At 60.6% G+C, this 25734-nt stretch carries 22 protein-coding genes, 1 tRNA gene and 2 riboswitches; of the genes, 10 read left to right on the forward strand and 13 right to left on the reverse strand.

Annotation, left to right across the window (positions count from 1 at the left end; all coding sequences use genetic code 11):
• From ccoP to EAO39_RS10330, 4 genes are all read left to right on the forward strand, one after another.
• Window positions 1–918 (forward strand): cytochrome-c oxidase, cbb3-type subunit III, encoded by a 918-nt coding sequence (gene ccoP / locus EAO39_RS10315; protein ID WP_120967303.1) that lies wholly within the window; start codon window positions 1–3, stop codon window positions 916–918.
• A gap of 81 nt (window positions 919–999) precedes the next feature.
• A complete protein-coding gene (gene ccoG / locus EAO39_RS10320) occupies window positions 1000–2442 on the forward strand; it encodes a cytochrome c oxidase accessory protein CcoG (RefSeq protein WP_120967304.1) in 1443 nt (480 codons plus the stop codon).
• Between the two features lie 62 nt (window positions 2443–2504).
• Window positions 2505–2816 carry a FixH family protein gene (locus EAO39_RS10325; protein ID WP_120967305.1) on the forward strand — a complete coding sequence of 104 codons (312 nt, stop codon included), beginning with the start codon at window positions 2505–2507 and terminating at the stop codon, window positions 2814–2816.
• A 207-nt stretch (window positions 2817–3023) separates the two neighbouring features.
• Complete coding sequence (locus EAO39_RS10330) at window positions 3024–3275, forward strand: hypothetical protein (RefSeq protein WP_120967306.1); 252 nt, start codon at window positions 3024–3026, stop codon at window positions 3273–3275.
• A gap of 65 nt (window positions 3276–3340) precedes the next feature.
• On the opposite strand, the gene fnr is transcribed toward EAO39_RS10330, so the two are convergent.
• Complete coding sequence (fnr, locus tag EAO39_RS10335) at window positions 3341–4063, reverse strand: fumarate/nitrate reduction transcriptional regulator Fnr (RefSeq protein ID WP_120967307.1); 723 nt, start codon at window positions 4061–4063, stop codon at window positions 3341–3343.
• Window positions 4064–4324: 261 nt separating this feature from the next.
• On the opposite strand from fnr, the gene hemN reads away from it, so the two are divergent.
• The 5 genes from hemN to EAO39_RS23070 all read left to right on the forward strand — a co-directional run bounded on the left by hemN (window position 4325) and on the right by EAO39_RS23070 (window position 12422).
• Window positions 4325–5707 carry an oxygen-independent coproporphyrinogen III oxidase gene (gene hemN / locus EAO39_RS10340; protein ID WP_120967308.1) on the forward strand — a complete coding sequence of 461 codons (1383 nt, stop codon included), beginning with the start codon at window positions 4325–4327 and terminating at the stop codon, window positions 5705–5707.
• A 3-nt stretch (window positions 5708–5710) separates the two neighbouring features.
• The gene (locus EAO39_RS10345; RefSeq protein WP_120967309.1) at window positions 5711–6439 is read left to right on the forward strand and encodes a sulfite exporter TauE/SafE family protein; all 729 of its coding nucleotides are present in this window, start codon (window positions 5711–5713) and stop codon (window positions 6437–6439) included.
• 179 nt (window positions 6440–6618) lie between these two features.
• Entirely contained in the window at window positions 6619–7866 is a 1248-nt protein-coding gene (locus EAO39_RS10350) for an HD-GYP domain-containing protein (protein ID WP_120967310.1), read from the forward strand.
• Window positions 7863–10373: an EAL domain-containing protein gene (locus EAO39_RS10355; protein WP_240466949.1), complete on the forward strand. Its 2511-nt coding sequence runs from the start codon at window positions 7863–7865 to the stop codon at window positions 10371–10373. Before EAO39_RS10350 ends, EAO39_RS10355 begins: the two co-directional genes overlap by 4 nt.
• Before the next feature lie 351 nt (window positions 10374–10724).
• Window positions 10725–12422 (forward strand): methyl-accepting chemotaxis protein, encoded by a 1698-nt coding sequence (locus EAO39_RS23070; protein ID WP_162989522.1) that lies wholly within the window; start codon window positions 10725–10727, stop codon window positions 12420–12422.
• Between the two features lie 302 nt (window positions 12423–12724).
• Here the strand turns inward: EAO39_RS23070 and EAO39_RS10365 are convergent.
• The 9 genes from EAO39_RS10365 to EAO39_RS10405 all read right to left on the reverse strand — a co-directional run bounded on the left by EAO39_RS10365 (window position 12725) and on the right by EAO39_RS10405 (window position 20338).
• Window positions 12725–12801 (reverse strand) — tRNA-Pro (locus tag EAO39_RS10365).
• A gap of 159 nt (window positions 12802–12960) precedes the next feature.
• On the reverse strand, window positions 12961–13230 hold the full coding sequence (locus tag EAO39_RS10370) for a hypothetical protein (protein WP_120967312.1): 270 nt from the start codon (window positions 13228–13230) through the stop codon (window positions 12961–12963).
• A gap of 166 nt (window positions 13231–13396) precedes the next feature.
• Complete coding sequence (locus tag EAO39_RS10375) at window positions 13397–14476, reverse strand: NAD(P)/FAD-dependent oxidoreductase (RefSeq protein WP_120967313.1); 1080 nt, start codon at window positions 14474–14476, stop codon at window positions 13397–13399.
• Between the two features lie 36 nt (window positions 14477–14512).
• Window positions 14513–14842: a ferredoxin FdxA gene (fdxA, locus tag EAO39_RS10380; protein ID WP_120967314.1), complete on the reverse strand. Its 330-nt coding sequence runs from the start codon at window positions 14840–14842 to the stop codon at window positions 14513–14515.
• Between the two features lie 151 nt (window positions 14843–14993).
• Entirely contained in the window at window positions 14994–16367 is a 1374-nt protein-coding gene (locus tag EAO39_RS10385) for a GTP-binding protein (RefSeq protein ID WP_120967315.1), read from the reverse strand.
• 143 nt (window positions 16368–16510) lie between these two features.
• Window positions 16511–17443 carry a sulfate adenylyltransferase subunit CysD gene (cysD, locus tag EAO39_RS10390; protein WP_120967316.1) on the reverse strand — a complete coding sequence of 311 codons (933 nt, stop codon included), beginning with the start codon at window positions 17441–17443 and terminating at the stop codon, window positions 16511–16513.
• Window positions 17444–17505: 62 nt separating this feature from the next.
• The gene (locus tag EAO39_RS10395) at window positions 17506–18141 is read right to left on the reverse strand and encodes a phosphoadenosine phosphosulfate reductase family protein (RefSeq protein WP_120967317.1); all 636 of its coding nucleotides are present in this window, start codon (window positions 18139–18141) and stop codon (window positions 17506–17508) included.
• Window positions 18138–18524: a DUF934 domain-containing protein gene (locus EAO39_RS10400; protein WP_120967318.1), complete on the reverse strand. Its 387-nt coding sequence runs from the start codon at window positions 18522–18524 to the stop codon at window positions 18138–18140. The genes EAO39_RS10395 and EAO39_RS10400 overlap by 4 nt, the downstream gene beginning before the upstream one ends.
• A gap of 23 nt (window positions 18525–18547) precedes the next feature.
• Window positions 18548–20338, reverse strand: coding sequence for a nitrite/sulfite reductase (locus EAO39_RS10405; RefSeq protein ID WP_120967319.1), 1791 nt, complete (start codon window positions 20336–20338; stop codon window positions 18548–18550).
• A 348-nt stretch (window positions 20339–20686) separates the two neighbouring features.
• Here EAO39_RS10405 and EAO39_RS10415 point away from each other — a divergent pair, with 348 nt between their 5' ends.
• Entirely contained in the window at window positions 20687–22015 is a 1329-nt protein-coding gene (locus EAO39_RS10415; protein WP_120967321.1) for a hemolysin family protein, read from the forward strand.
• A 55-nt stretch (window positions 22016–22070) separates the two neighbouring features.
• On the opposite strand, the gene mnmC is transcribed toward EAO39_RS10415, so the two are convergent.
• The 3 genes from mnmC to EAO39_RS10430 form a co-directional block, all read right to left on the reverse strand.
• A complete protein-coding gene (gene mnmC / locus EAO39_RS10420; RefSeq protein ID WP_120967322.1) occupies window positions 22071–24080 on the reverse strand; it encodes an FAD-dependent 5-carboxymethylaminomethyl-2-thiouridine(34) oxidoreductase MnmC in 2010 nt (669 codons plus the stop codon).
• 18 nt (window positions 24081–24098) lie between these two features.
• The gene (locus EAO39_RS10425) at window positions 24099–24764 is read right to left on the reverse strand and encodes a trimeric intracellular cation channel family protein (RefSeq protein WP_120967323.1); all 666 of its coding nucleotides are present in this window, start codon (window positions 24762–24764) and stop codon (window positions 24099–24101) included.
• A gap of 53 nt (window positions 24765–24817) precedes the next feature.
• Window positions 24818–24931, reverse strand: a riboswitch (glycine riboswitch).
• A 27-nt stretch (window positions 24932–24958) separates the two neighbouring features.
• Window positions 24959–25063: riboswitch (glycine riboswitch) on the reverse strand.
• Between the two features lie 87 nt (window positions 25064–25150).
• Complete coding sequence (locus tag EAO39_RS10430; RefSeq protein WP_120967324.1) at window positions 25151–25642, reverse strand: heme-binding protein; 492 nt, start codon at window positions 25640–25642, stop codon at window positions 25151–25153.
• Window positions 25643–25734 lie beyond the last annotated feature (92 nt).

Consider the following 25734-nt stretch of genomic DNA (forward strand, 5'->3'; position numbering starts at 1 on the left):
ATGAGCGACTTTATAAACAACTTCTGGTCGGTGTATGTGGCTGCGATTACGCTGCTGGGCATCATTGGCTGCTTGCTGCTGCTGTTGGTAGTGGCGCGCAAGAAAGTGGTCTCCTCGGCCGACAACACCACGGGCCACGTCTGGGACGGAGACCTGCGCGAACTCAACAACCCCATGCCCAAATGGTGGATGGGACTGTTTCTGATCACCATCATCTTCAGTCTCGGCTATCTGGCTGCATACCCCGGCCTGGGTGCTTTCACCGGCAAGCTGGACTGGACGCAGACTGGCGCCTACGACAAGGAAGTGGCCAAGGCCCGGGCCGATCTGGAACCCATGTATGCCAAGTTCGTCAGCATGCCCACCGAAGAAATGGCCAAGGACTCCCAGGCCATGGCCATTGGTGAGCGTTTGTTCATGAACAACTGCGCCCAGTGCCACGCTTCGGATGCGCATGGCAGCAAGAGCTTCCCCAATCTGGCCGACGGTGACTGGCTTTATGGCGGCACACCGGAGAAGATCAGGGAAACCATCACCAACGGCCGCACCGGCGTCATGCCCCCCATGGCCGCGGCCGTGGGCTCCAGCGAGGATGTGCGCAACCTGGCCAACTATGTGCTCAGCCTCTCCGGCAGCCCGCATGACACGGTTCGTGCCTCGCAAGGCAAGTCCAAGTTTGTGGCCTGCGCCGCCTGCCACGGTGTGGACGGCAAGGGCAACCAGGCTCTGGGTGCCCCCAATCTGACCGACGACATCTGGCTGCACGGCTGGGGTGAAGCGGCCATCGTCAACATCGTCAACAACGGCAAGCACAACGAGATGCCCGCCCAGAAGGACAAGTTGACCGAGGCGCAGATTGCCGTGCTGGCTTCCTATGTTTGGGGCTTGTCCAACAAGGGCAGCCCGGCTCAGAAGTAAGCATGCTGGAAAGGCGGCGCTCATGCGTCGCCTTTTTTCGCGTTTGAATTTTCAGTCATTACAAAAAATTAAGGAGCTGCCATGCAGCCCGATAACGGCAAGCCCCGCAAGATCATCCCGATCACGCCTGTAGAGCCCGAGGACGGGGACAAGATGGTGGCGATGTTCGCCTCCGAGCAAAAGGTGTACTCGCGCTCCATCAGCGGTTTTTTCTCCCGCTGGCGCTGGGCCATGGTGTTCCTGACCCAGCTGTTCTTCTACGGCATGCCCTGGTTGCAGTGGGGCCAGCGCCAGATGGTGCTGTTCGATCTGGAGGCGCGCCGTTTTTATCTCTTCGGACTGGTGCTGTATCCGCAGGACTTCATTTATCTGACGGGCTTGCTCATCATCAGTGCGCTGGCGCTGTTTCTCTTCACGGCGGTGGCCGGGCGTCTGTGGTGCGGCTTTTCCTGTCCGCAAACGGTATACACCGAAATCTTCATGTGGATAGAGCGCAAGGTCGAAGGCGACCGCAGCGCCCGCATGCGCATAGACAAGAGCGGCTGGACTTTCGAGAAAATCTGGAAGAAGTCACTCAAGCAGTTTCTGTGGATTGCCGTTTCCCTGTGGACCGGCTTTACCTTTGTGGGCTTTTTCGTGCCCATTCGTGAGCTGGGTTCGCAGCTGCTTGAGCTGCAAGGCAACTGGCAGATCTTCTGGGTGCTGTTCTACGGTTTTGCTACCTATGGCAATGCGGGCTATATGCGCGAGCAGGTCTGCAAATACATGTGCCCCTACGCCCGCTTTCAGAGCGCCATGTTCGATAAGGACACCATGATCGTCAGCTACGACGGTCAGCGCGGCGAGCCGCGCGCGCCCCGCACCAAGCAGGTGGACGCCAAGGCCCAGGGCTTGGGCGACTGCATTGACTGCAAGCTGTGCGTACAGGTCTGCCCCGTGGGTATCGATATCCGTAACGGTCTGCAATACGAGTGCATTGGTTGCGGGCTGTGCATCGATGCCTGCAACTCCGTGATGGACAAGATGGGCTATGCGCGCGGACTGATACGCATGAGCACGCAAAATGCCATCGCCAGGGCCTGGAAGCAGGCGCAGATCATCCGCAGAGTATTCCGGCCGCGGGTGCTGATCTACACGGTGGTGTTGCTGGGTCTGAGCGCGGCCATGATAGGCAGCCTGATCATGCGCGAGCCGCTCAAGCTCAATGTGATTCGCGACCGTGCCTCGCTGTCGCGCATTGTGGCCGGCGGCAAGCTGGAGAATGTCTACCGCTTGCAGATCATGAATGCCACCGAGCAGGAGCAGCGCTATCGCATCACGGCCACGGGACTGGATGGCCTGGAGGTGGTGCTTGAAGATGAGGTTGTGGTCGGGCCGGCGGAGACACGCGGCGTGCCCGTGGGTCTGCAGATTCCCTATGGATCGGCAGCGCCGGGCTCGCATACCGTGTACTTCAATGTGGATGCCGTGACCGCTGGTGCAGGGCGCACGTCTGAAAAAGCCGTGTTTCTGGTGCCGCGTTAACAATATGAATGCCGCAGCCGCCTCGCAGGCGCTTGCGGCAGATTGATCAAAGAGGTTTTGCCATGTCTTCTAGTCCTGTTTCTGCCCCTGCCGGGCGCGCTGCCAAGCCGGTTCACGCCGAAGACGGCAAGCCCTGGTGGAAGTTTCCTCATGTCTGGCTGGTTGTTGCCGGACCGGCCATCGTGGTGGTGGCCGGCTTTGTGACGGCCTATATCGCCATCAGTGCGCCCGATCCCGTCATTGACCCGGATTACTACCAGCACGGTATCGAGATCAACAAGCGCCTGGAAGAGTCGCAAAAAAGTCTGGCGCCTGCCGTGACGGGCCGCAATCACGCCGCTACTCCGGCCAAGGACCACCCCACGGACCGCTAAATGCTTGTTTTTCGGTGAATTCAAAGCATTTTCGATCTGTAGCCCATATGTATGAAGCGTTGATAGCTATTAAATAAATAGTAATTCGGGTTTCACCTGCCTAGGCTTGCCCGCTGTTTGCGGCAATCCAAGGGTTTGCGGGGGCGCATTCCATGGCTGTTTGTGCAAAATGTTTTGCACCGATGACACAGCCCAAGGAGACGCAGCATGCTCGCTCAACGCTGGAAGTGGATTGCCTGGCCGGCTTTTCTGGCGGCGGCAATCCTGGAGATGGTAGTTTTTGCCTTTGTCGATCCCGGCGATATCGGCCCTGTGGGCTGGTCGCGCAACGCTGTCTGCACGCTGGCGTTCTTTGTGTTCTGGGGCGTGACCCTGTTGTCAAGCTACATCACCTGCTTGCTTTCGCGCTCCGCGCAGGAGCTCAATCACGGCATGGCTTCCGAGCCGCTGGTTGAGTAAGCCGCCCCATGAAGAAAGCCCGCGTCCATCGACGCGGGCTTTTTGATTGTGAAGTGGGGCGTGCCTTAGTCGTGGCACTGCTGGCTGTTGACGATGCGCTTGAGCGCCTCCGTATCCAGAATGCGCAGATGGCGTTGCTTGACTTCCACAATGCCTTCTTCGGCAAACTTGGAGAAGGTGCGGCTCACGGTTTCCAGCTTGAGGCCCAGATAGCTGCCGATTTCCTCGCGGGTCATTCGTAACACCAGCTCCGACTTGGAAAAACCGCGGGCAGACAGGCGCTGCACCAGATTGAGCACAAAGGCGGCCAACCGCTCTTCGGCGCGCATGCTGCCCAGCAGCAGCATCACACCGTGCTCGCGCACAATCTCGCGGCTCATGACTTTGTGCACATGATTTTGCAAGGCGGTGACTTCGCGCGAGAGCTGCTCGAGCTTGTCAAACGGCATCACGCAGACCTCGGCATCTTCCAGTGCCACCGCGTCGCAGGTGTGGTGGTCGTTGACGATGCCGTCAAGGCCTATGATCTCGCCCGCCATCTGAAAGCCGGTCACCTGATCGCGGCCGTCCTCGGTGGCGACGCAGGTCTTGAAAAAGCCGGTGCGAATGGCATACAGCGAAGTGAAACCTTCGCCATTGCGAAACAGCAGACCACCGCGTTTGACTTTGCGGCGTGTCGCCACGATCTCATCAATACGCTCCATCTGTTCATCGTCCAGGCCCATGGGCATGCACAGTTCGCGCAGATTGCAGTTGGAGCAGCTTGCTTTGATGGTCTGAAGATTCATGGGTAAGCAGGGATGGTGCAAGCCGGTGGGCCTGGACTATCTGTGACCTCTTGGTGAGTGATGAGATGGATCAAATTGTCGCAGCTGTTGCCTTGGCATTTCTTGATATCCATCAAGGCTGATGTGTTTGGCTTGGGGCACATTGCAATCATTCCTTCAATCAATGTGTGCGAGTTCATTGCGGTTGCAGTTGCCAGAAATCCTGCCCATCAGGAAACAAGCTGTCATCCGCCAATGTGAGCGCATCCTGACATTCACGTTATGACCGCTGTTACGCCCGAGCTACTGAGTCGATTTGATGTTCCTGGACCACGCTACACATCATTTCCAACAGCCGACCGTTTTGTAGAGGCTTTCGGCACCGAGGACTACATCCTGGCGCTCCAGCAACGCAAGACCCACTGCGCAGCGAGGGCGCTGCCGCTTTCGCTGTATGTGCATGTGCCATTTTGCGAGTCGCTGTGCTACTACTGTGCCTGCAACAAGATCGTGACCAAGCACCACGAGAAAGCGGCCCAGTATCTTGACTATCTGGCGCGTGAAGTGGCCTTGCATACCGAGCACTGCGGCAAGGGACAGGCGGTCAGCCAGCTGCATCTGGGCGGCGGCACGCCCACGTTTTTTTCCGATGCCGAACTGGCCCGGCTTATGGACTTGATGCGTGAGCATTTCAAGCTCGAAGCGGGTGGGGAGTACTCGATAGAAGTAGATCCGCGCACCGTGACGAATGAGCGCCTGGCCGTGCTCAAGGAGCTGGGCTTCAATCGCCTGAGCTTCGGGGTTCAGGATTTCGACCCCGCGGTACAGAAAGCCGTGCACCGTGAACAACCTGCCGAGCAGGTTTTTGCCCTGGTGCAAAAGGCGCGCGAACTGGGCTTTGCCTCCATCAATGTGGACCTGATTTACGGTCTGCCCAAGCAAACCCCGCAGTCGTTTGCGCGCACGCTGGCCCAGGTCAACGAACTGCGCCCGGATCGCATCGCCCTGTATGCCTATGCCCACCTGCCCGAGCGGTTCAAGCCCCAGCGGCGCATCGAGTCTGCGGATTTACCCATGGGCCAGGACAAGCTCAATATGCTCTCGGGAGCCATTGATGCCTTTATGGACGGGGGTTATGTCTATGTGGGCATGGATCACTTTGCCCTGCCCGATGATTCCCTGGCGATTGCCAAGCGCCAGGGGCGCTTGCACCGCAACTTCCAAGGCTATAGCACGCAACCCGATTGCGATCTGATTGCGCTGGGTGTGTCGGCCATCGGCAAGGTGGGGGCGAGCTACAGCCAGAACGCCAAAACCCTGGAGGAGTATTACGATGCGCTGGATGCAGGTACGTTGCCTGTGGTTCGTGGACTGGCGCTTTCGCGTGATGACATGCTGCGCCGGGCCGTCATCATGTCCATCATGTGCCAGGGCGAGGTGCTGTTTGAGCCCATGGAGCAGGCCTGGCTGCTGAACTTTCAGGAGTATTTCGCGCCAGAGCTGCAGGCTTTGAAGGAAATGCAGGCCAACGGGCTGCTGGTGCTCAGCGACGAAGGCTTCAAGGTCACGCCGCTGGGCTGGTTCTTTGTGCGCGGAGTTGCCATGCTGTTTGATCGGTATTTGCAGGCAGACCGAAACCGTGCGCGTTTTTCCAGGATCATCTAGGGCATGTTGATTTCGCTGCTCTGGACTGCTTTGATCATGGGACTCGTGGGTGGGTCCCATTGTCTTGTCATGTGTGCTGCGCCTTGCAGTGCGGTCACTGGCAGCAAGGCCGACCGCCGTACTGACGGCGGCCCGTCGCAAGTGCTGCACTTTCACGGCAAGCCAAGCCGTCCATGGTTGGCGCTTCTGTCGTTTCATCTAGGGCGTATTGCAGGCTACTCGGCCCTGGGCGCTGCGGCGGCCGTGGCCATGGAGAGTCTTTCCTGGCTGACCAATCAAAGCACGGCGCTGCAGCCCTTGTGGGCTCTGTCCCATGTGGCTGTCATGGCCTGGGGTCTGGCTTTGATGGTGCAGGCCAGGCAGCCGGCATGGCTCGAGAGTGCAGGGCGTTTTGCCTGGCAGCGTGTGCAGCCCTGGGTCAGCGCGCCCGGTGGCCGTCTGGCGGCCGGCTTTTTCTGGGCATTGATGCCTTGCGGCTTGCTTTACTCGGCCGTGCTGGTAGCCGCACTCAGCGGCGGCGCATGGCAAGGCGGTTTGGCCATGGCTGCGTTTGCCATAGGCAGCGGGCTCTGGCTGCTAGGAGGCCCCTGGCTGTGGCGCCTGAGTCAATCCCGAATCAATGCGGTGCGTGCGCAATGGGGTACCCGCATCGCGGGGCTGATGCTGGTCGCCATATCGGCCTGGGCCCTGTGGATGGACTTGATCTACAAACCCAGTCTTTGGTGCCGCTGAACACTGGGCTGAAATTGACGTTGCATTACCAAAAAACTGACAATCCGGGTTTGTCGCGAGCGTATGACGCTTTATTTTCTTCAGAGAGCCTGCTGAAGTGGAGATAATGCAAGCTCTCACATCTGTTGCAAAAAGTGAATCGACTCGCTGTTATTGATATTGGGCAAGTGCGGATAGGCATGTATGTCCATCTTGATTTGGGATGGCTTCATCACCCCTTTCCGGTCAATAACTTCAAAATTATTTCTCAAGCGCAGATCCAGACCTTGAAGGAGCTGGGTCTGAGCACGATTCAGTACGACCCCGATAAAAGCGAAATGGCGTCCGCTTTAAACGGGGATGAGGATCTGCCTGCGGGTTTCTTGCCAGATCCCGAGTCTTTGTCATCGTCGACCCCATTGAACCCGCAGTCACTGCATTCGGACGCGGTCGAGCAGTGGCATGCCAAGGTCAAGCACATGGATCTGCAATTCTTGCAGGCGGCGCGCGGCTATGAGCAGCTTGAGCAGGCTGCGCTGCAGCAACCGCAACTGGCGCGCGCTGCCGGTGAGCAGCTGATCGCCAATTGTCTTGCCACCCTGCTGCCCGAGCAGGATGTAGTCTTGCATGTGCTTTCTGACTCTTCAGCAAATGCCTCGAGCGCCCATGGTGTGAATGTGACCGTGCTCAGCTTGTTGTTGGGTCGGGCCATGGGTCTCAAGGAGCTTGCACTGCATGAGCTGGGACTGGCGGCCTTGCTGCATGACGTAGGCAAACTGGCTTTGCCGACCCAGCCCTTTGTGTGCGGCATGAATATTGGCGCGCTGGATACCTCCAAAACACAACATGCCCACTATGCCAAGCATGTGGGCGAGTCTGTCGCCCTGGCGCAGAGCATGGGGCTGTCGCCCGCCGTGACATCTGCAATTGCCCAGCACCATGAGTGGGCCGATGGTTCGGGTTTTCCGCTGCATTTGCTGGGTAGCGACATGGAGCTGGCAGGCCAGATTCTGTGTCTGGTCAATGCCTATGACCGTTTGTGCAATCCGCCCGACAATCACGTCTCGCCCACGCCGCATGAGGCGTTGGCTTCCATGTTCACTACCCATCAAAGAAAATTCGTTCCAGCAGTGCTGGCGGCTTTTGTGCGTCTGATGGGCGTCTACCCTCCGGGCTCGTTGGTGGAGATGACGGATGGTCGACAAGGCCTGGTGACTTCGGTCAACACCGCCTATCCGCTCAAGCCCCGGGTATTGATACATGACATCAAGGAAGCGGCGACGCTGACTCTGGCGGATCTGCAAGCAAGTCCCCAACTTGGCATACGCCGCGGGCTTGGTGTGCATCAACTGACGCGAGAGGCGGTGTGCGCGCTGCTGCCACATCGTCGCGTGAGCTATTACTTTGACAGTGCCGTGGGCGTTCAGCCCGAGAAGGTTTTATCGTGAACGCAGCCCGCGCCGAGATTTCCCAGGAAATCCATACGCCAGCCAAGCTCATGAGCCAGCTGCTGGATGGATTGCAGGAAGGGGCCTGGTTGCTGGATGCGCAGCAATTGACCGTGGTCTATGCCAATGCTGCAAGCCAGACCTTGACGGGCTATGGTTCGCAGGAAGTCCTGGGTCGTTCGGTGCTGCTGCTGGCGGCCACGCCGTTGCAACATGCTTTCTGGAGCGACCCTCTGAACTGGAGCGAGGGTGCCCAGTTTGTGTCGGAGATATGCCGCGCCGACGGGATGCTGGTGCCGGTTGAGATGCGGGTGACGGCGCTGGATTCCCAGCCCTGCTATCTTTTGCTTTCCATGGTGGACAAAAGCGCTCATGAACGCCATGAGACGGTGCTTGGAGAGTTGCTGGCCGAAATGCGGGCCACGCTGGAGTCTGCGGCCGATGGCATCCTGGTCTGCGGGCCGGATGGCGACATACGGGCCTTCAATCATCGTTTTTCGCAACTATGGACGCTGCCGCAAGCAATCCTGTCATCCCGCGACGATGCCGCTGTTTTTGCGCATCTGGATGCGCAGATTCTGCGCAGCGCAAGCCAGTTCACGCTGCTGCAGGACACGCCTGGCCTAGGCTTGCCCGATCTGTCGGCTCCCGAGACTTCCGAAGTCCTGGATTTGTGTGACGGACGTGTGATCGAGCGTCGCTCGGTGCCGCAGGTCAGCCGTGGTGTTCCGACCGGGCGCATATTTTCCTATCGAGACATCACCGCCCAATCCCAGGCGGCTGCCGATCTGCGCTTGGCAGCGCGGGTGTTTGAATCCAGTCTTGACGGCATTTTCATTGCCGATGCTGCCTGCAAGCTGGTACAGGTCAACCCTGCAGGGCGCAAGCTGCTGGAAGGCCTGGAAGTGGTCGGCCGGGATGCCGGCACGCTGTTCGCTACGGACGAGGGTGCCGTGCCGGAACTGTCGCAGCTGGCGCAGGAGCAGTGGGAGCAAGGTGCTTTCTGGGAAGGCAATCTGTGGCTCACTCAGGCCCATGACCAACGTTGTGCCGTATGGCTATCCTGGGTTGCCTTGCGTGATGGTTACGGCAACGTGGTGCAAAGCATAGGCTTTATGCGGGATATGACGCAGCAACGCTTTGCCCAGCAACGTATAGAACAGCTGGCTTACACCGATGCCCTGACTGGCTTGCCCAACCGCATGAGCTTGATCGAGCGGGTGGATGCGGCGATTGCCACCGCCCATGTCCACAACGACATGTTCAGCATTCTGTTTGTGGATCTGGACCGTTTCAAAATCATCAATGATTCCCTGGGGCATCATTTTGGCGACCGCGTGCTCAAGCTGGTGGCGGAGCGTCTGAACAGCTTGCTGCGCCCTGCAGATATCTTGTGCCGGCATGGCGGGGATGAGTTTGTGCTGTATCTGCATGCCTGCAATGCAGAAGGCGCCGCTTCTGTCGCAGAGAGAATCTTGACCGAGATGCGACGGCCTTTTCTGCTTGATGGCCTGGGCTTTTCGGTCCAGTGCAGCATTGGCGTAGCCCAGTTCCCTCGTGACGGCCTCACCTTGAGCGAGCTGATACGCCAGGCCGATATTGCCATGTACCGCGTCAAGGAGCGCGGTCGCGGCAATTTCAGTTTTTATCAGCCGCAGATGAGTGCGGGTCTGCTCTCGCGCATGAGACTTGAGCATGCCATGCGACAGGCTCTGGACAAGGGCCATATGAGCGTGTACTTTCAGCCGCAGGTGCATATAGGCTCCGGCCGCATTGTGGCTGCAGAGGCCTTGCTGCGCTGGACCGATCCAGAGTTCGGTGTGGTCTCACCGGCAGCCTTCATTCCTCTGGCGGAGGAGTCGGGTTATGTGGTCACGCTGGGTGCCTGGGTGCTGGAGCAGTCGGTGCAGGAAGCGGCGCGCTGGCACGCTCAGGGCATGTTCATCAAGGTCTCGGTCAACGTTTCAGCGCTGGAGTTCAGGCAGCCTGATTTTGTCGAGCGACTCACACAGGTGCTGCATGACAGCACGTTGCCTGCACAGTGGCTGGAGCTGGAGCTGACGGAGAGCATCTTGCTGCAAGATGCCCAGGAGATGGCCTTGCGTGTGCATCGCATTGCCGAATTGGGCGTGGGCCTGGTCATTGATGACTTTGGCACCGGCTACTCCAATCTCTCCTATCTCAAGAAGCTGCCGATTTCCAAGATCAAGATCGACCAGAGCTTTGTGCGTGGCCTGCCGCATGATGAGGAAGACAAAGCCATTGTGGGTGCCATCATCAGCATGGGCCAGGCATTGGGGGTGGAGATCGTGGCTGAAGGCGTTGAGACACCGGAGCAATGCGCAGCCATCGAGCAGATGCAAGGAGGCTACTTCCAAGGTTATCTGTGCTCGCCGGCTCTACCTTCGCTTCAATTCAGGCAACGCTTGCGCGAGGATGCTTATGGGGCGCCCGCGTATACGATCTCGTCAGAGGATGATCCATCGCAGCCTGGCGCCGCTTCCTGAGGCGCTGTTGGCTCGGCGAGCCGAAGTGCAGGGGGGCGCTTCGCCAATGGATGAGGGTTCGGCATTGACGCATGCCGACCATGTGCGAGTGGGCGAAAGCTGAGATTGCCAGTCCGGGTGAGGTGATGGCTAGGGCCGATTGTGTGTTTGCTATTGCGACGACACCATAGCGTTTTCAGGATTGCTGCTTCATCTGAATTGTCGCCTTAACGAATTTTCTGAGGATGCTTTGCCGTTTTGGCTTATTTTTGCGTAATGAGTTAACATTTAGAAACAAAGTCTTTGCTGCCTAGTGATGTCTTCACGGCTGCAGGCCATGCTAAGGAGAAAACTCGAATGAATTTTGCGCAGATGAAAATTAGCACCCGCCTGTATGGTGGATTTCTTTTGACGCTTGCATTCCTGCTGGTCAGCACGGTGTTTGCACTCAACCGCATGGTCGACATCAACCAGCGCATGGTCGAAATCATCGATGTCAACAACGTTGAAGCCGACTTACTCACCACGATGCAGCTTTCCTTGCAGGACCGAAGGATTGCCGTTCGCAACCTGATCTTGCTGACCGACGTGGCGCAGATGCAGCCAGAGGTGGATCGAATTCTGGTGCAGGAAAAAAAGTACAGCGACGCCGAGGCCAAGCTGAATCAGATGTTTGCCACGCTGCCCAGCACTATTCCAGAGGAACGTGCGGGCATGGCCAAGATCAAGCAAATGGAAGCCATTGCATTGCCGCTGTTGCAAAAGGTCGCTGCACTGGGATTTGCCAACGATGCTGAAGAGGGCACGCGTTTGCTGATGAACGAGACGCATCCTGCTCAGGAAAAATGGGCTGCGTCCATTGCCGACATGGTCCAGATTGAAGCAGATCTGAATGACAAGGCTGCCAGTGCCGCCAAGGACTCCTACGACAACGCCAAGTTCGCAATGATCGCCTTGGGTACCATAGCGCTGGCAGTGGGACTGTTGTTCGCCTTCATCATCACCCGCCAGGTCACCCGGCAGCTGGGCGGTGAGCCGCATCAGGTGGCGGATCTGGCGCACAAGATTGCGACAGGGGACCTCAGTCAGGAAGTCCACACGGCAGCTGACGATAAGAGCAGTGTGCTGTTTGCCATGCGTGCCATGCGCGAGAGCCTGGTGAACATCGTCGCGGGTGTTCGACTCAATGCAGATGGCCTGGCGACCGCCAGCGCGCAGATTGCCCAAGGCAACAATGAATTGAGCATCCGCACGGAAGAGCAAGCCAGCGCACTCGAGGAGACTGCTGCATCCATGGAGCAGCTCAGCACCACGGTGCAACATAACGCAGAGAACGCACGCCAGGCCAACCAGCTCTCTGTGAGCGCTTCCACCGTGGCAAAGCAGGGCGGCGAAGTGGTGGCGGAGGTGGTTGACACCATGAAGGGCATCAACGATTCGTCGCGCAAAATCTCCGACATCATCGGCGTGATCGACAGCATTGCATTTCAGACCAATATCCTGGCCTTGAATGCTGCGGTTGAGGCTGCACGCGCGGGTGAGCATGGTCGAGGCTTTGCCGTGGTTGCCAGCGAGGTGCGCGGCCTGGCAGGGCGCAGCGCCGAGGCGGCCAAGGAAATCAAGGGCCTGATATCGGCCAGTGTGCAGCGAGTGGAGCAAGGCACCAGCCTGGTGAACAAGGCCGGAGAAACCATGCAGGAAGTGGTGCAGTCCATCCAGCGCGTGGCGGATATCGTGGGCGAAATCAGCGAGGCCAGCGCGGAGCAAAGCCAGGGTGTGAGTCAGGTGGGAGAGGCGGTAACGCAGATCGACCATGTGACTCAGCAGAACGCTGCCCTGGTCGAGGAATCTGCCATGGCGGCCGATGGACTGAACAACCAGGCGGCGGAGCTGGTGCGGGCCGTATCGGTCTTCAAGCTGCCAGAGGACGACACACGGAGCGTGAACCGGGGAATGGCCAGTCCGGTTGCCAGGCCAACGCGAGGGCATGGCCATGCATCTCTGCACTGGTCAGATCAAGCAGGCCGCAATGCCTTGGAAAGCGAGCGAGCCAGCAGCTTGCCCGTCTGAGCTGCGGTGACATGATGCCCCAAGTCATCTGCCTGCCGAAGGCGGCGCTCATGGCTGGTGTTGAGGCTGCCTTGTGGTCTGTTGATTGATGCGCGGCATCCAGAGCTTGTGCCTTTCGGGGCTTGCTAAGCAAGTCCGTGCTTAAAAGCACAAGCAGCGAAGAATCTGCTGCATCGCAGCTGCGCGAATAGGTAAAAGCTAGAAGAGAGATTGCCGAGGCGAGTACGGCGGCAAGCCAGAGAGCGGTTCATGGTCCGCTAAGACAAAAGGCCTTGGATTTTTCAATCCAAGGCCTTGTCGTTTGGTCGGAGCGGCGGGATTCGAACTCGCGACCCTCTGCTCCCAAAGCAGATGCGCTACCAGGCTGCGCTACGCTCCGAAGCCACTAATATAACTTGGAAGACAGCCGATTTTTTCAAAATTGCGAATTTATTCACGCAAAAGAGGCTGCCTAGCCGCGGTACAAGCACGGCAAGCGACGGTTCAACAGCCTGTTGCCGTCTACCGTTTCGTAAAAAGTCTGGTTGAGACGCCGCAATTACAAAAAGGCGGTCAGCGGCTCGGGGCGGCGCTCGGTGGTGAACAGGCTGGGAGCCAGGTCCAGGCGGTCGGGCCTGAACGGATCTTCATGGCCTTGCAGATAGACCATCAGTTCGCGGCGGCGCAGGATCACGTGGCTGACGACTTCGCGTCTGCCATTGGCCGTGACCTCGGTACCGGGGCGAAACAGCGGCATCTGAAAAAAGCCGCTGCGCATAGGAGCCGGCACGGTGGCCGGCGGGGGGGCTTCTTGGGACGCAAGCAGCATAGGCTTCCAATCGTGGTGATATGCCTCTTATCGGCAGATTGGCGGCCAACTAAAGCGCAAATTTCAGTGGTTGCTGCTATTGAATCAAGAGCTTTAAGCGCATGATCTGAATGGAGTTCAGGCCGCTATATGGCTAAAGCCATCATTTGCTGAGCGCGTAGCGCTATCAATGCTGCGGGTGATGCACGCCCAAAATGGCATGCAGCTTGGCGCTGGTGGTGGTGTATTGCAGCAGCGGTTTTTCGCCCTGCAGATACTCGGCCGCCGCAAAAGCGGCCATGGTGGCTTCGTGAAAGCCGCAAAGAATGAGTTTTTTCTTGCCCGGGTAGCTCACGATATCGCCCACGGCGTAAATGCCTTGCGCGCTGGTGGCCATGGTGGCCGGGTCGATCACCAGCTGCTTTTTCTCAATGGCCATGCCCCAGTCGGCAATCGGCCCCAGGCGCGGGGAGATGCCCAGGTACACCAGCAGCCGATCCACGCTCAGGGTTTGTTCACGGCCTTCGCCATCCATCCACTGCAGAGCTTGCAACTGGCCTGCGTTCTGTTGTACCTCGGTGATCTGGCCGATGACGACCTCGATCGCACCGCTGTCGCGCAGCGCTTGCAGGCGGGCCAGTTGATCGGGCGCAGCGTCAAAAGCATCGCGGCGGTGCATGAGCCGGGTTTTAGCGGCCAGGCTGGCGCAGTCAATGGCGGCCTGCACGGCTTCTTCGTCGCCGCCATAGACCAGCACGCTGCGGCCTAGTGCCGAGCTGGTTTCGCTGGGGTGGTAGAGCAGTTGGTCGGCAGCGAGCTGATCCACCCCCGCCACCTTGAGCGCCTTGGGCACGAAGGCGCCCACGCCGGCAGCCACAAACACGCTGCGGGTGTGAAACTCCGTGCCCGCCGTAGTGACGGCCTGCCAGCGGCCATCGGCCAGGCGGCTAAGGCTTTGCACCTGTTGGTTCAGATGGCGGGGCAGGTTCATGGGCGCTATCTGCTGGTCGAGCAGTTGCACCAACTCCTTGCCGGTGCACACGGGAATGCCCGGAATGTCGTAGATGGGCTTGTGGCCGTAGAGCTGTGCGCATTGCCCGCCCACATGGGGCAGGGCATCGACCAGATGGGCCTTGATGCCTTGCAGGCCCAGTTGAAAGGCCTGAAACAGGCCTATGGGGCCGGCACCGATGATCAGGGCATCGGTGTCGATAGCGTTGGAGGGCGGAGAGTCGGGCTGGATGGCTGTGGCTTGTGATTCGCTCATATTGCCAAGCCTAGCGCAGACCCGGGGGCTCGCCGATCAGCGCTCGAGCAAGTCCACTTTGTTTGGCTTGCCATTCCAGTCGTCGGCATCGGGCAAGGCGGTCTTGCGCTTGGTGATGCTCTTCCAGGTCTTGAGCTGGGACAGGTCGACGTTGATCTTGATGAAAGCCAGCTGATCGGCAGGCACATCTTCTTCGGCAAAGATGGCGTTGGCAGGGCATTCTGGGATGCAGACGGCGCAGTCGATGCACTCATCGGGATCGATGACCAGGAAGTTAGGGCCTTCGCGGAAGCAGTCCACGGGGCAAACATCTACGCAATCGGTGTATTTGCACTTGATGCAGTTTTCGGTGACGACGTGAGTCATGGAGATTCTTCTTATGGATGGGGATGGGTAAAACCCCGTGATTTTAGGTTTTTTCCTGCGTCGTGCCAGAACTTGGCACGGATAAGGCCGCAGAGCGATCTGGTTTGTGTTCCAGATCGGTGTCTGCGGCCCGATTGTGACGGTTTCAGGACTACTGGATCAGCACGGCGCCTGCGGTGGCATGGCTGGCGGTGTCCACCAAAATGATGGAGCCCAGCTGGCGGGCCTTGGTAAAGGCAGCGGCGGGAATGGCTTCCTGCAGCAGCAGCTCCACCTGGCCTATGGCATTGGCTTCCAGCTGCTCGGCCGCTTCCTGCTCCAGCGTGTTGATGTTCAGGCGATGGGCCACGCGGCGCACCTTGGCCTTGACCCAGCGGTGGCCGTGCAGTGCCCAGTACACGCGGCCACTGACCAGGGGCTCGTTATCCATCCAGGCCACGGTGGCGGTCAGCTCGCGGCTGGCAGGCCAGGGGCTTTGGGCTGGGGGTGCATCAAAGTCGTCTTCGGCGGCTTCGATCTGCACCGGTGCGGCCACAATCCAGTCGCCACGCGAGACATCGACCTCGCGGTCCAGCGTGATACCGGCCGACAGGCCTGCGTTCACGCTGTGGGGCACGCGGGCATGATCGATGACCTGGGCCACGGTCGCCAGCTGGCCGCTGGGCAGGATCTGCACCTGGGCGCCAACCTGGGCCACACCGGCGGCTACGCGGCCCCAGAAGACACGGCGGCCTTGCGAGGTGTCGGCCGAGGAAGAGAATTTCTCCACCCATTGCACGGGAAAGGCCAGTGCCAGATTCCCATCGCTGGGGGTGTTGGGCAGTTGCTCCAGCAGCTGCAGCAGGCTGGGGCCGTCGTAGCCGGCCCAGCCTTCGCTGGCATTGACCACGTTGTAGCCCTTGAGCGCCGACACCGGAATGGTGGCCGCGACCTGGATGCCGGCCGATTGCGCAAATTTCTGCAGCGCCGCGCTGATGTGCTCAAAAGCCAGGGCCGGATCTTCCACGGCATCGAGCTTGTTGACGGCAAACACCAGCGAGTGCACGCGCAGCAAATGCGCCAGCAGGCTGTGGCGGCGGGTCTGAGGCAGCAGTTCCAGCGTGGGGTCTTGCCAATCGAGCTTGGTGGCGTCCACCAGCACCACGGCGGCATCGGCGCTGGAGGCGGCCGTGACCATGTTGCGGGTGTACTGCTCATGGCCGGGTGCATCGCCAATGATGAACTTGCGTGCTTCGGTGGCGAAATAGCGGTAGGCCACGTCGATGGTGATGCCTTGCTCTCGCTCGGCGGCCAGGCCGTCGGTCAGCAGGGCCAGATCGGTCTCGCCGGACTTGGTGACGCCGGCCAGCTGATCCTGCAGCACGGCGCGGGTATCGACCAGCAGACGGCCGATCAGCGTGCTCTTGCCGTCATCGACCGAGCCGCAGGTGATAAAGCGCAGCGCGCCGCTGGTATCTGCGCCTAGTTGGCCTGCAGCGCTTGATGTGTTTGCGCCAGCAGCTATGGAATTAATAGTTTCAGTCATCGCATTCTTTCTTTGATCAGACACGTCCCAACTCAGAGACACCGTGCAAGGGCCGCCCCGCCGCGCTGGTGTCGTCCCCCTTCCCGCAAGCGCAGCGCCGCGAGAGAAGGGGGAGGGCGCGTTAGCGCCTCAGGGGGATGTCGTCAGAAGTAACCGTCCTTCTTGCGTTTTTCCATCGACGCATCGCTGGTCTTGTCATCCATGCGGGTGGCGCCGCGCTCGCTCACATCGGCGGCCAGGGTTTCGATCACGATGTCCTCGGCCGATGCCGCCGTGCTTTCCACGGGGCAGGTGCAGGTGATATCGCCTACGGTGCGAAAGCGCACATCGCGCAGCACGACTTGTTCGCCATCGCGGGGCTGGGTCAGCGGCGTGACGGGCACCAGCAGGCCCTTGCGCTCCACCACTTCGCGCTGGTGGGTGTAGTACAGCGAGGGCAGGGCAATGTTTTCACGGGCGATGTACTGCCACACGTCCAGCTCCGTCCAGTTGCTGATGGGGAAGACGCGGAAATGCTCGCCGGGGGCAATGCGGGTGTTGAACAGCGTCCACAGCTCGGGGCGCTGGGCTTTGGGCTGCCACTGTCCGAAGCTGTCGCGGTGGGAAAAGATACGCTCCTTGGCGCGGGCTTTTTCCTCGTCGCGACGGGCACCGCCAATCAGGGCGTCGAAGCGGAACTCGTCAATCGCTTCCAGCAGCGTGACCGACTGGTGGGCATTGCGGCTCTCGCCCTCATGGGCCAGACGTACCGTGCCGCGGGCCATGGAGTCTTCCACGCTGCGCACGATCAGCTCGGCACCCAGTTCCTGGGCGCGGAAATCGCGGAAATCGGTCACTTCATGGAAGTTGTGGCCGGTATCTATCATCAGCAAGGGGAAGGGAATGCGGCCGGCGCCAAAGGCTTTTTCGGCGCAGCGCAGCATGACCAGCGAATCCTTGCCACCCGAAAACAGCAGGGCGGGGCGCTCAAAGGCGGCGGCTACTTCGCGCAGGATGAAGATGGTCTCTTCTTCCAGCGCATCCAGGTGGCGGTTGCTGAGGTGGTTCAGCACAGAGGTATCCACTCGGGCATTCATTTGGTTTCTTCCAATCAAACAGGGCTCTGGCCCTTATGTATCAAGCGCTGGCAGCTATGGCTTTAGTGGGCTAGGTGCAGGCCGCATTCGCGCTGGTCTTCACCCTTGGTGGGGTCCACATAGTCGAAGTTGTTGGGTAGGCCGTGCTGTTTGCAGTACTCGTGCAAGTCCTTGGACGACCAGTGCAGCAGCGGTGCCACCTTGATCAGTCCATCGGGGTTGATGCTCACGGGCTCCATCTGGGCGCGCACGGCGCTGTCGGTGGCGCGCAGGGCGGTAAACCAGACCTTGGGGGCGGTCTCGCGCAGCGCACGGGCAAAAGGCTCCAGCTTTACCTCTTCGGTGAAAGCCGCATGGCGCGGATCATCGAGTGCAGGCGTGAGGCCTTCCACGGCTTCGCGGTGGGCTCGCGAGCGGCGTGGCAGGTAGATCTTCAGGTTCAGGCCCAACTGCTCGGTCACTTCGTCGGCAAAGCGGTAGGTGGCTTCGGTGTTGTAGCCGTTGTCCATCCAGATCACGGGCACATCGGGCTGAGCCTGGGTGAGCAGGTGCAGGATCACGGCCTCGAAAGGACGGAAGTTGGTGGTGACGATGTTGGACAGGCCCAGGCCCACGGCCCAACGCACCAGACCGGCGGCATCGTGACCTAGTTCCTCATTGATACGCGCCAGGTCCACGGCAGGGGCGAGTCGGCTCATGCTTGCTCCTCGGCGAAATGGGGCTTGGCATTCACGGCATCGGCCTGGTAGTAGCCGCCAAAGCGCTCGAACTGGCGCTGGGCATCGGCGGCGTCCACGCCTGCACGCAGCACGGCGGAGCTGAAGCCCGTGCGCTCCATCTGCACCAGCTGGTCGATCAGCACATCGCCGGTGGCGCGAATATCGCCCTTGAAGCCGCGGCGGCGGCGCAGCCAGTAGGCCTGGCTGAAAGCGCGGCCGTCGGTGAAGTTGGGAAAGTACAGGTCCACCTGCTGAATGCCGTCCAGGCTGACTTCCAGCGCATTCACGTCATTGGCCAGCACCAGCACGCTGCTGTCGTTTTCCGCAGCGCCGGGATAGTCTTGGTTTGCCAGAATTTTCATGATCGATTCCTTGTTCTTGTTGTTCAGGCCAGCGCCTCTGCCTCGGCTTCGGCAGCAGCGGGGTGGCGTGCGGCCTTGCCGGCTTCCTTGAAGGGGTCGAGGCCGATGCGGCGCACGGCGTCGATGAAGTGCTCGCCGCTCAGGCGCAGATCGCGGTAGGTGGTGAGCACGGCTTCCAGCACATCGGGCACTTCGGCGGCCGAGAACGAGGGGCCAATCACCTTGCCGGCGACCGCGTCGCCCGACAGGGTTGCGCCATCGGAGCCGCCCAGCGTGACCTGGTACCACTCCTTGCCGTCCTTGTCCACGCCCAGAATGCCGATGTGACCGCTGTGGTGGTGGCCGCAAGAGTTGATGCAGCCGCTGATGTGCAGATCGATCTCGCCGATATCGTCCAGCTCATCCAGATCCTGGTAGCGCTGGGTAATGGCTTCGGCAATCGGCAGGCTGCGGGCATTGGCCAGGGCGCAGAAGTCGCCGCCGGGGCAGGCAATCATGTCGGTGAGCAAGGCCACATTGGTGCTGGCCAGGCCCAGGGCCTTGGCGCGCTGCCACAGGGCATGCAACTGGCTGACCTGCACCCAGGGCAGCATCACGTTCTGGTCGTGGGTCACGCGGGCTTCGCTGGCGGAGAAACCGTCCACCAGCTCGGCCAGGGCATCCAGCTGCTCGCCGGTGGCGTCGCCAGGAGCTTGGCCCACGCGCTTGAAGGACAGAGTCACGGCACGCAGGCCTGGCACTTTGTGGGCATGGACATTGCGCGACAACCAGCGGGCAAATGCGGGTTCCTTGGCGGCTTGCTCGACCAGGGCTTTCTCGTCGGCAGCCGCATCGGCCACGGCAGGCAGTACCGGGGTGGTGAACATGGCTGCCACGCGGTCGAATTCGGCCTGGGGCACGGTGTGAGGGCCGCCGTCGACTTCGACGATCTGGCGGAATTCCTCTTCCACGGCATCGATATAGGCCTGGCCTTCGGCCTTGACCAGAATCTTGATGCGAGCCTTGTACTTGTTGTCGCGGCGGCCCAGCTCGTTGTAGACACGCACGATGGCCTCGATGTAATTCATGATCTGGTTCCAGGGCAGGAACTCACGAATCACCGTGCCGATGACGGGCGTGCGGCCCATGCCGCCGCCCACAAAGACCTTGAAGCCGATCTCGCCTGCGGCGTTCTTGAGCACATGCAGGCCCACGTCATGCCAGCCGGTAGCGGCGCGGTCTTCGGTGGCGCCGGTGATGGCGATCTTGAACTTGCGCGGCAGAAAAGCGAATTCTGGGTGCAGCGTGGTCCACTGGCGCAGGATTTCGGCGTAAGGGCGGGGATCGACGATTTCGTCGGGCGCAATGCCGGCCAGCGCATCGGTGGTGGTGTTGCGGATGCAATTGCCGCTGGTCTGGATGCCGTGCAGGTTCACGGAAGCCAGCAAATCCATCACATCGGCGGATTTGGACAGCGGAATCCAGTTGAACTGCACATTGGTGCGGGTGGTGAAGTGGGCGCAGTGCGTGGGCAGGAAGGTGGTGCCCAGCTTGCCCTGGCCTTCCATGGCAGCCTTGAAGACTTCGGCCTCGGGTGCGTCGTATTCACGGGCAATGCGGGCCAGCACACGGATCTGGGCGGTGTTGATCTCGCCGTAGGGCACAGCCACACGCAGCATGGGAGCGTAGCGCTGAACATACCAGCCGTTTTGTAGGCGCAGGGGGCGGAAGTCATCTTCTGCCAGCTTGCCCGACTGCCAGCGGTTGAGCTGGTCGCGGAACTGATCGGCGCGTTGCTTGACGAACGCTTTGTCGAAATCGGTGTATTGGTACATGTCTGCGGTTCTTCCGTGGAGCTGGTACTGCCTGCCCCTCTTGGGACAAGCGCTTGGCTTTGATCGTTAGGCAGAACTGTAGACAAGCTCTATATGGAAACAAACGATTGTTTCGTCCTTCATATATATCTGATTGGTTATTAAAAACGTCGCCAGACCGCTTGTCTTGCGACTGGCAAGCCCTACGGTCCGGAGCAGAAAAAGCCGGTATTCGGCCGCAAACCTTGCTATTTCCTTCAACTGCGCTTGCATTTTCGGAGCAGACCCCCTGGCTGTTTTTCTACAATAGAGGTCTGTACAACAATTGAGGCGCCCGGACAACCGCTTGGATACCGCGGGTGCCTGACCATGGAAATAGCCATACTTTTCGCCCTGATCTGCCTTAATGGCTTGTTTGCCATGTCGGAAATTGCGCTGGTGACCGCGCGCAAGGCCCGCATGCAAAAAATGGTGGATGAGGGCGACAGCGGCGCAGCAGCTGCTATCAAATTGGGAGAGGATCCCACCCGCTTTCTGTCCACCATCCAGATCGGCATCACCTCGATCGGTGTGCTCAACGGTATCGTCGGCGAGGCCGCGCTGGCCGGGCCGCTGGAGAACTGGCTGATCACCACGGGCATGGCCCAGAAATACGCCGACTACCTATCTACCGGTCTGGTGGTGGTGATGATCACCTACTTCTCCATCGTGGTGGGCGAGCTGGTGCCCAAACGCCTGGGTCAGACCCATCCCGAGGCGCTGGCGCGTCTGATGTCGCGCCCCATCAACTTTCTGGCGCTGGCGACCAAACCCTTTGTCTGGCTGCTGTCGGCCTCCACGCGCGGCCTGCTCAAGCTGCTGGGTGTCAAGGAAAACAACGGCAGCGCCGTGACCGAAGAAGAAATCCACGCCATGCTGGTGGAAGGCCGCACGGCCGGTGTGATCGAATCGCACGAGCACACCATGGTGCGCAATGTGTTCCGTCTCGATGACCGCCAGATCGGCTCGCTGATGGTGCCGCGCGGTGATGTGATTTGCCTGGATATTGACGACAGCTTCGAAGCCAGCCTGGCCCGGGTGGAAGAGGCCGACCATGCGCGCTACCCCGTCATCCGTGGCGACATGAACAATGTTCTGGGTGTGCTCAATGCCCGCCAATGGCTGGCGCAGACGGTGCGTGAAAAAGGCCAGCGTGAACTGCGCGACCAGCCTTTGCAAGCCGCTCTGTATGTGCCCGAAACCATTACCGGCATGGAGTTGCTGGACAACTTCCGCACCTCGGATGTGCAAATGGCTTTTGTCATCGACGAGTACGGCGAGGTTCAAGGTATTGTGACCTTGCAAGACTTGATCGAAGCCATTACCGGCGAGTTCCAGCCGCGCGATCTGGCCTCAAGCTGGGCGGTGCAGCGCGACGACGGCAGCTGGCTGCTGGACGGCCATATTCCCGTGCCCGAACTCAAGGACCATCTGAACCTTGTGGCCGTGCCCGAGGAAGAGCGCGGTCGCTATCACACCCTGAGCGGTATGTTCATGCTGCTGCTGGGCCGTCTGCCTAGCGAGGCCGACAGCGTGGAGTGGGAGAACTGGCGCTTTGAAGTCATGGACATGGATGGCAAGGCACTGGACAAGGTGCTAGCCACGCGCATTGCGCCCGATCAGACCCTGATCGGCACCGAGCTTCCGCGCAGCGAGTAATCTCAGTAAAAACAGCAAAAAGCGCTTGCCAGTCAAGCGCTTTTTGCTATCTGTTTTATGTTTTCGTCGCCCGCGCCGACATGCGCTGCGAATGCAGGGCCAGCGCCAGCTTGGCGTCCAGTGGCAGCGGCTCCCCGTGTACGCGGGCGGCCAGCAGCTCGCCTGCGAGCATGGACAGCGTAAGCCCGCGCGAGCCCATGCCCGTCAGCAGCCACAGCCCGTTGCTCTTAAGTTCTACGGGTCCGACCACGGGAATACGGTCGTAGGCGGCGCAGCGTACGCGGGCCCAGGTGGGAGGCTGGGTCTTGGCAGCAAAGAAGTCATCCAACGCCTGGCGGCATTCGGGCAGCAAGGCGGCCAGCTTTTCGCCGTTGCTGGCATGGGCGTCCCGCTGCTCGGCCTGGGTGGGCGGCAACGCGGTGACGTCGCGCTCGAAGGTGGAGCCCATGATCCATTGCCGCTGGCCCTGGGCGTTCGGAAAATCCGGCACGAGATTGCCGTGGCCGTTGACCGGGAAGGGCGGCATGGCTGCCCGCGTTTGCGCCGTGTGAGCGGCCATGCTGACCTGGCCGCGAATCGGCGCTATCTCCCAGGCCCCGGCCTGCAGACCGCTGGCTTGCAGCAAGGCCGTGCTGGCGGGCCCCAGGGCCACCACCACCATCTCGGCCTGGGCCAGCGTCTTGCCCTCGGCGTCCATGGCCGTCCAGAGTGCATCGTCGGTCTGTGCGAGCCTGGCGACCGGCGCATTGCCTTGCCAGCGAATGCCCGCTGTTCCCAGCAAGGCCTTGACCAGTTGCGCGGGTCTGACCCAGCCCGCCTGCTCATGCCATAGGGCATGGCTGGCGGCGGGCAGATGGGCGGCCGCCAGTTGCTCGGGCGTGGCCGGGCAGCTCCATTGCAGACCGGCATGCGACTGCGGCGTCGCGGCATCCAGCCACTGTGGGGGCAGGTTCACGGGCTCATGCAGATCGTGCTCCAGCACGCCGCTATGCTCCCAGTCTTTGCCTTGATCGAGCAGCTGTGCGATGCTTAGCTGCTGCAATATCTGTAGCGTGGTGCGCACGCCGCTTCTGGATAAGCGCGATAAAACACTGTCATCTGGCGATACATGAGGGCAAAACAGGCCTGAGGGCAGGCCCGAGGCGCCGGCGGCGGGCGCATCGGCGGCATCCAGCACGCTGACCTGCCAGCCGCGTCTTGCGAGACTGGCGGCGGCAGCAGCACCGGCCAGACCGGCACCTATGACCAGGCAGCGTTCGGGCGCTGTCACCGGCGGCGGCAGCCCATCGTCTTTATGGCGAGGCTCCCAGCGCGGGTTGTAAACCGCGCGCAGGTTGTGGCGCTTGGGCGGAATGCCGGGAACCTTGCGTACCTCAAACCCCTGCTGGGCGAGACCTTCGCGCACGCTGCCTGCAATGCACCAGCTTGCCACAGCGGTGCCACGCCGGCAGTGGCGTGCCACGTTCTTCATGGCTTCGGGGCTCCACAGCTCGGGATTGAGTTTGGGAGAAAAACCATCAAGGTAGACGCTGTCCACCGTCAGCTGCTGCTTGCGCAACACGGTCTGGGCATCTCCCACATAAAGGGTGAGCAGCACCTGTCCGTTGTCAAAAGACAGCCGGTGCACGCCGGGCAGCAAGCCCCACCACTGGGCCTGCAACTGCTCGGCCAAGAGCTGCAGCTGCGGGTCATCAGGCAGGCCGCGCAACAGATCGTCGGCAGACACGGGATAGGCCTCGATCGAGGCAAAGTGCAGCACGCGCGGGCGCAGGGGGTCTGCCTTCCAGGCAGCCCAGGTGACGAGAAAATTCAGTCCAAAGCCAAAGCCAATCTCCAGGATTCGCCATTGCGAGGCGTGGGCCCAGGCCTCGGGAAGACCGCAGCCGCCCAGGAAACCCTGACGAGCCTGATCCAGACCGCCCAGTTCGCTGCGGTACCGGTCACCGAAGCGGGGGCTATAGGGCGTGCCATCGGCAAGCCATGTGATGGATTCCCCATTGAGGGGCGGCTCCAGACTCTCACCGGGTTTTTCAGATGGGGGCAGGGGTAGGCTCTCGACAGACATTGCAGGGTCTTGACTCTCTTATTCCCAGCGCTGCTGATAGGAGAACACCGGCAGACGCCATTTGAAGCGTATGGCGGCCAGGCGAAACGCCAGGCCACCGGCAAAGCACACGATGGTGCTGATATTGGGGCTGACATCCAGAGCGCGCAGACCCAGGAACATCAGGCACACGGCCAGGGAGACGCTGGCATACAGCTCGCGGCGGAAGACCACGGGCACCTGGTTGCAGAGCACGTCGCGCAAAATGCCGCCGCTGATACCGGTGATCATGCCGGCCATGATGACGACGATGGTGGGGTAGCCCAACTCCAGCGCGGTGTTGGAGCCAATCAGCGAGAAAGCGATCAAACCCATGGCGTCCAGCAGCAAAAACACCTGCTTCAAGCGGTGCATATGTCGGGCGATGAGCGTGGTCAGCAGGCCGAAGCTGATGACCAGATACACATATTCGGGGTGTTGCGTCCAGCCTATGGGGTAGTGGCCCAGCACCATGTCGCGTATGGTGCCGCCACCCAGGGCGGTGACAAAGGCGATGACGACCACGCCAAAAATGTCCATATTGCGCCGGCCCGCAGCCAGTGCGCCGGACATGGCTTCGGCCGCGATGGCCACCAGATAGATCACCAGCATGACGGTGATATTGCTGGCCTGGAAGGAGTCCAGCAAGGAAACGGAGGGAAGCATGACAGCCCTGATTGGGTTAAGCCAGTCATTCGCCATAGCGAAATGTCAGGCGTGCCTCTCCCGCTGTCCTTTGTACCTGAGAGTTGCGTGCGCCAGCCTGGCCGTGCACTTGCCCCTTCGGTGAGCCTGCAGCAAAGGGCTGCGGGCTGCTCTCCAGTTGGCGAATTCGTGCGGCCGATCTATCGGCTGCACTGTCCTGTCCTGCGGTACGGGGTGCCTGAGCGATTATGGGAGTTTGCGCCTTCGGCGGAGGCATGGGGCCATGTTTGGCGCCTGCCTCGCTCTCCCGCAGGAAAGCCGTGATTCTAGCCAGTTGGAAGGGGGACTTCACGCAAAAAAGCCAAGGCCTGGAGCCTTGGCTTATGGGGCAGACGGGCCGCAGCGGCTTATTGCAGCTGATCTTTCAAGGCCGCCAGGGCTTTTTGTGCGCAGGCCTCGTCCAGGTGGCCGCCGGGCGCACCGGCCACGCCGATGGCGCCAATGACCTCATTGCCCGCCTTGATGGGCACGCCGCCGGCCAGCACCAGAAAGCCGGGGATTTGCGCCAGACCGGCGGCATCGGGGTTGGATTGAATCGTCTTGGCCATGCCGCTGGTCGGGTTGCGCGACGATGCCGAGGTGAAAGCCTTGGCGGTGGCGGCTTTGGGCGTGTGGGCGCCGGCGCCATCGGCGCGGGACAGTGCCAGCAGCACGCCGGCGCGGTCCACCACGGCAGCGGTCACGTTATGGCCGTCGGCGCTGCAGGCGGCAACGGTTTGCTGGGCCAGTTGGGCGGCGGTTGCCGAGGCAATCGAGCGGGTGCTGACCGTAGCGGCAGAGGCGGCGCCGCAGGCCAGGGTGCTCAGGGCGAGGAGGGCAAAAGTGCTCAGGCGATTCATGTCAGGGCTCCAGGGGGTGAAAGCAATGACTGAACTGTAGGAACACGGGCGCTTGGCGCCTATTCGCAAGCCAACGGACGGCTCTCGGTAGT

The sequence above is a fragment of the Comamonas sp. lk genome (genome assembly GCF_900564145.1).
Classification (GTDB): Bacteria; Pseudomonadota; Gammaproteobacteria; order Burkholderiales; family Burkholderiaceae_C; genus Comamonas.

Excerpts from the sequence above, each read along its gene's own strand:
- ccoP (WP_120967303.1), top strand. The coding sequence starts at position 1 with ATGAGCGACTTTATAAACAACTTCTGGTCGGTGTATGTGGCTGCGATT.
- ccoG (WP_120967304.1), top strand. The coding sequence starts at position 1,000 with ATGCAGCCCGATAACGGCAAGCCCCGCAAGATCATCCCGATCACGCCT.
- EAO39_RS10325 (WP_120967305.1), top strand. The coding sequence starts at position 2,505 with ATGTCTTCTAGTCCTGTTTCTGCCCCTGCCGGGCGCGCTGCCAAGCCG.
- EAO39_RS10330 (WP_120967306.1), top strand. The coding sequence starts at position 3,024 with ATGCTCGCTCAACGCTGGAAGTGGATTGCCTGGCCGGCTTTTCTGGCG.
- fnr (WP_120967307.1), bottom strand. The coding sequence starts at position 4,063 with ATGAATCTTCAGACCATCAAAGCAAGCTGCTCCAACTGCAATCTGCGC.
- hemN (WP_120967308.1), top strand. The coding sequence starts at position 4,325 with ATGACCGCTGTTACGCCCGAGCTACTGAGTCGATTTGATGTTCCTGGA.
- EAO39_RS10345 (WP_120967309.1), top strand. The coding sequence starts at position 5,711 with ATGTTGATTTCGCTGCTCTGGACTGCTTTGATCATGGGACTCGTGGGT.
- EAO39_RS10350 (WP_120967310.1), top strand. The coding sequence starts at position 6,619 with ATGTATGTCCATCTTGATTTGGGATGGCTTCATCACCCCTTTCCGGTC.
- EAO39_RS23070 (WP_162989522.1), top strand. The coding sequence starts at position 10,725 with ATGAAAATTAGCACCCGCCTGTATGGTGGATTTCTTTTGACGCTTGCA.
- EAO39_RS10370 (WP_120967312.1), bottom strand. The coding sequence starts at position 13,230 with ATGCTGCTTGCGTCCCAAGAAGCCCCCCCGCCGGCCACCGTGCCGGCT.
- EAO39_RS10375 (WP_120967313.1), bottom strand. The coding sequence starts at position 14,476 with ATGAGCGAATCACAAGCCACAGCCATCCAGCCCGACTCTCCGCCCTCC.
- fdxA (WP_120967314.1), bottom strand. The coding sequence starts at position 14,842 with ATGACTCACGTCGTCACCGAAAACTGCATCAAGTGCAAATACACCGAT.
- EAO39_RS10385 (WP_120967315.1), bottom strand. The coding sequence starts at position 16,367 with ATGACTGAAACTATTAATTCCATAGCTGCTGGCGCAAACACATCAAGC.
- cysD (WP_120967316.1), bottom strand. The coding sequence starts at position 17,443 with ATGAATGCCCGAGTGGATACCTCTGTGCTGAACCACCTCAGCAACCGC.
- EAO39_RS10395 (WP_120967317.1), bottom strand. The coding sequence starts at position 18,141 with ATGAGCCGACTCGCCCCTGCCGTGGACCTGGCGCGTATCAATGAGGAA.
- EAO39_RS10400 (WP_120967318.1), bottom strand. The coding sequence starts at position 18,524 with ATGAAAATTCTGGCAAACCAAGACTATCCCGGCGCTGCGGAAAACGAC.
- EAO39_RS10405 (WP_120967319.1), bottom strand. The coding sequence starts at position 20,338 with ATGTACCAATACACCGATTTCGACAAAGCGTTCGTCAAGCAACGCGCC.
- EAO39_RS10415 (WP_120967321.1), top strand. The coding sequence starts at position 20,687 with ATGGAAATAGCCATACTTTTCGCCCTGATCTGCCTTAATGGCTTGTTT.
- mnmC (WP_120967322.1), bottom strand. The coding sequence starts at position 24,080 with ATGTCTGTCGAGAGCCTACCCCTGCCCCCATCTGAAAAACCCGGTGAG.
- EAO39_RS10425 (WP_120967323.1), bottom strand. The coding sequence starts at position 24,764 with ATGCTTCCCTCCGTTTCCTTGCTGGACTCCTTCCAGGCCAGCAATATC.
- EAO39_RS10430 (WP_120967324.1), bottom strand. The coding sequence starts at position 25,642 with ATGAATCGCCTGAGCACTTTTGCCCTCCTCGCCCTGAGCACCCTGGCC.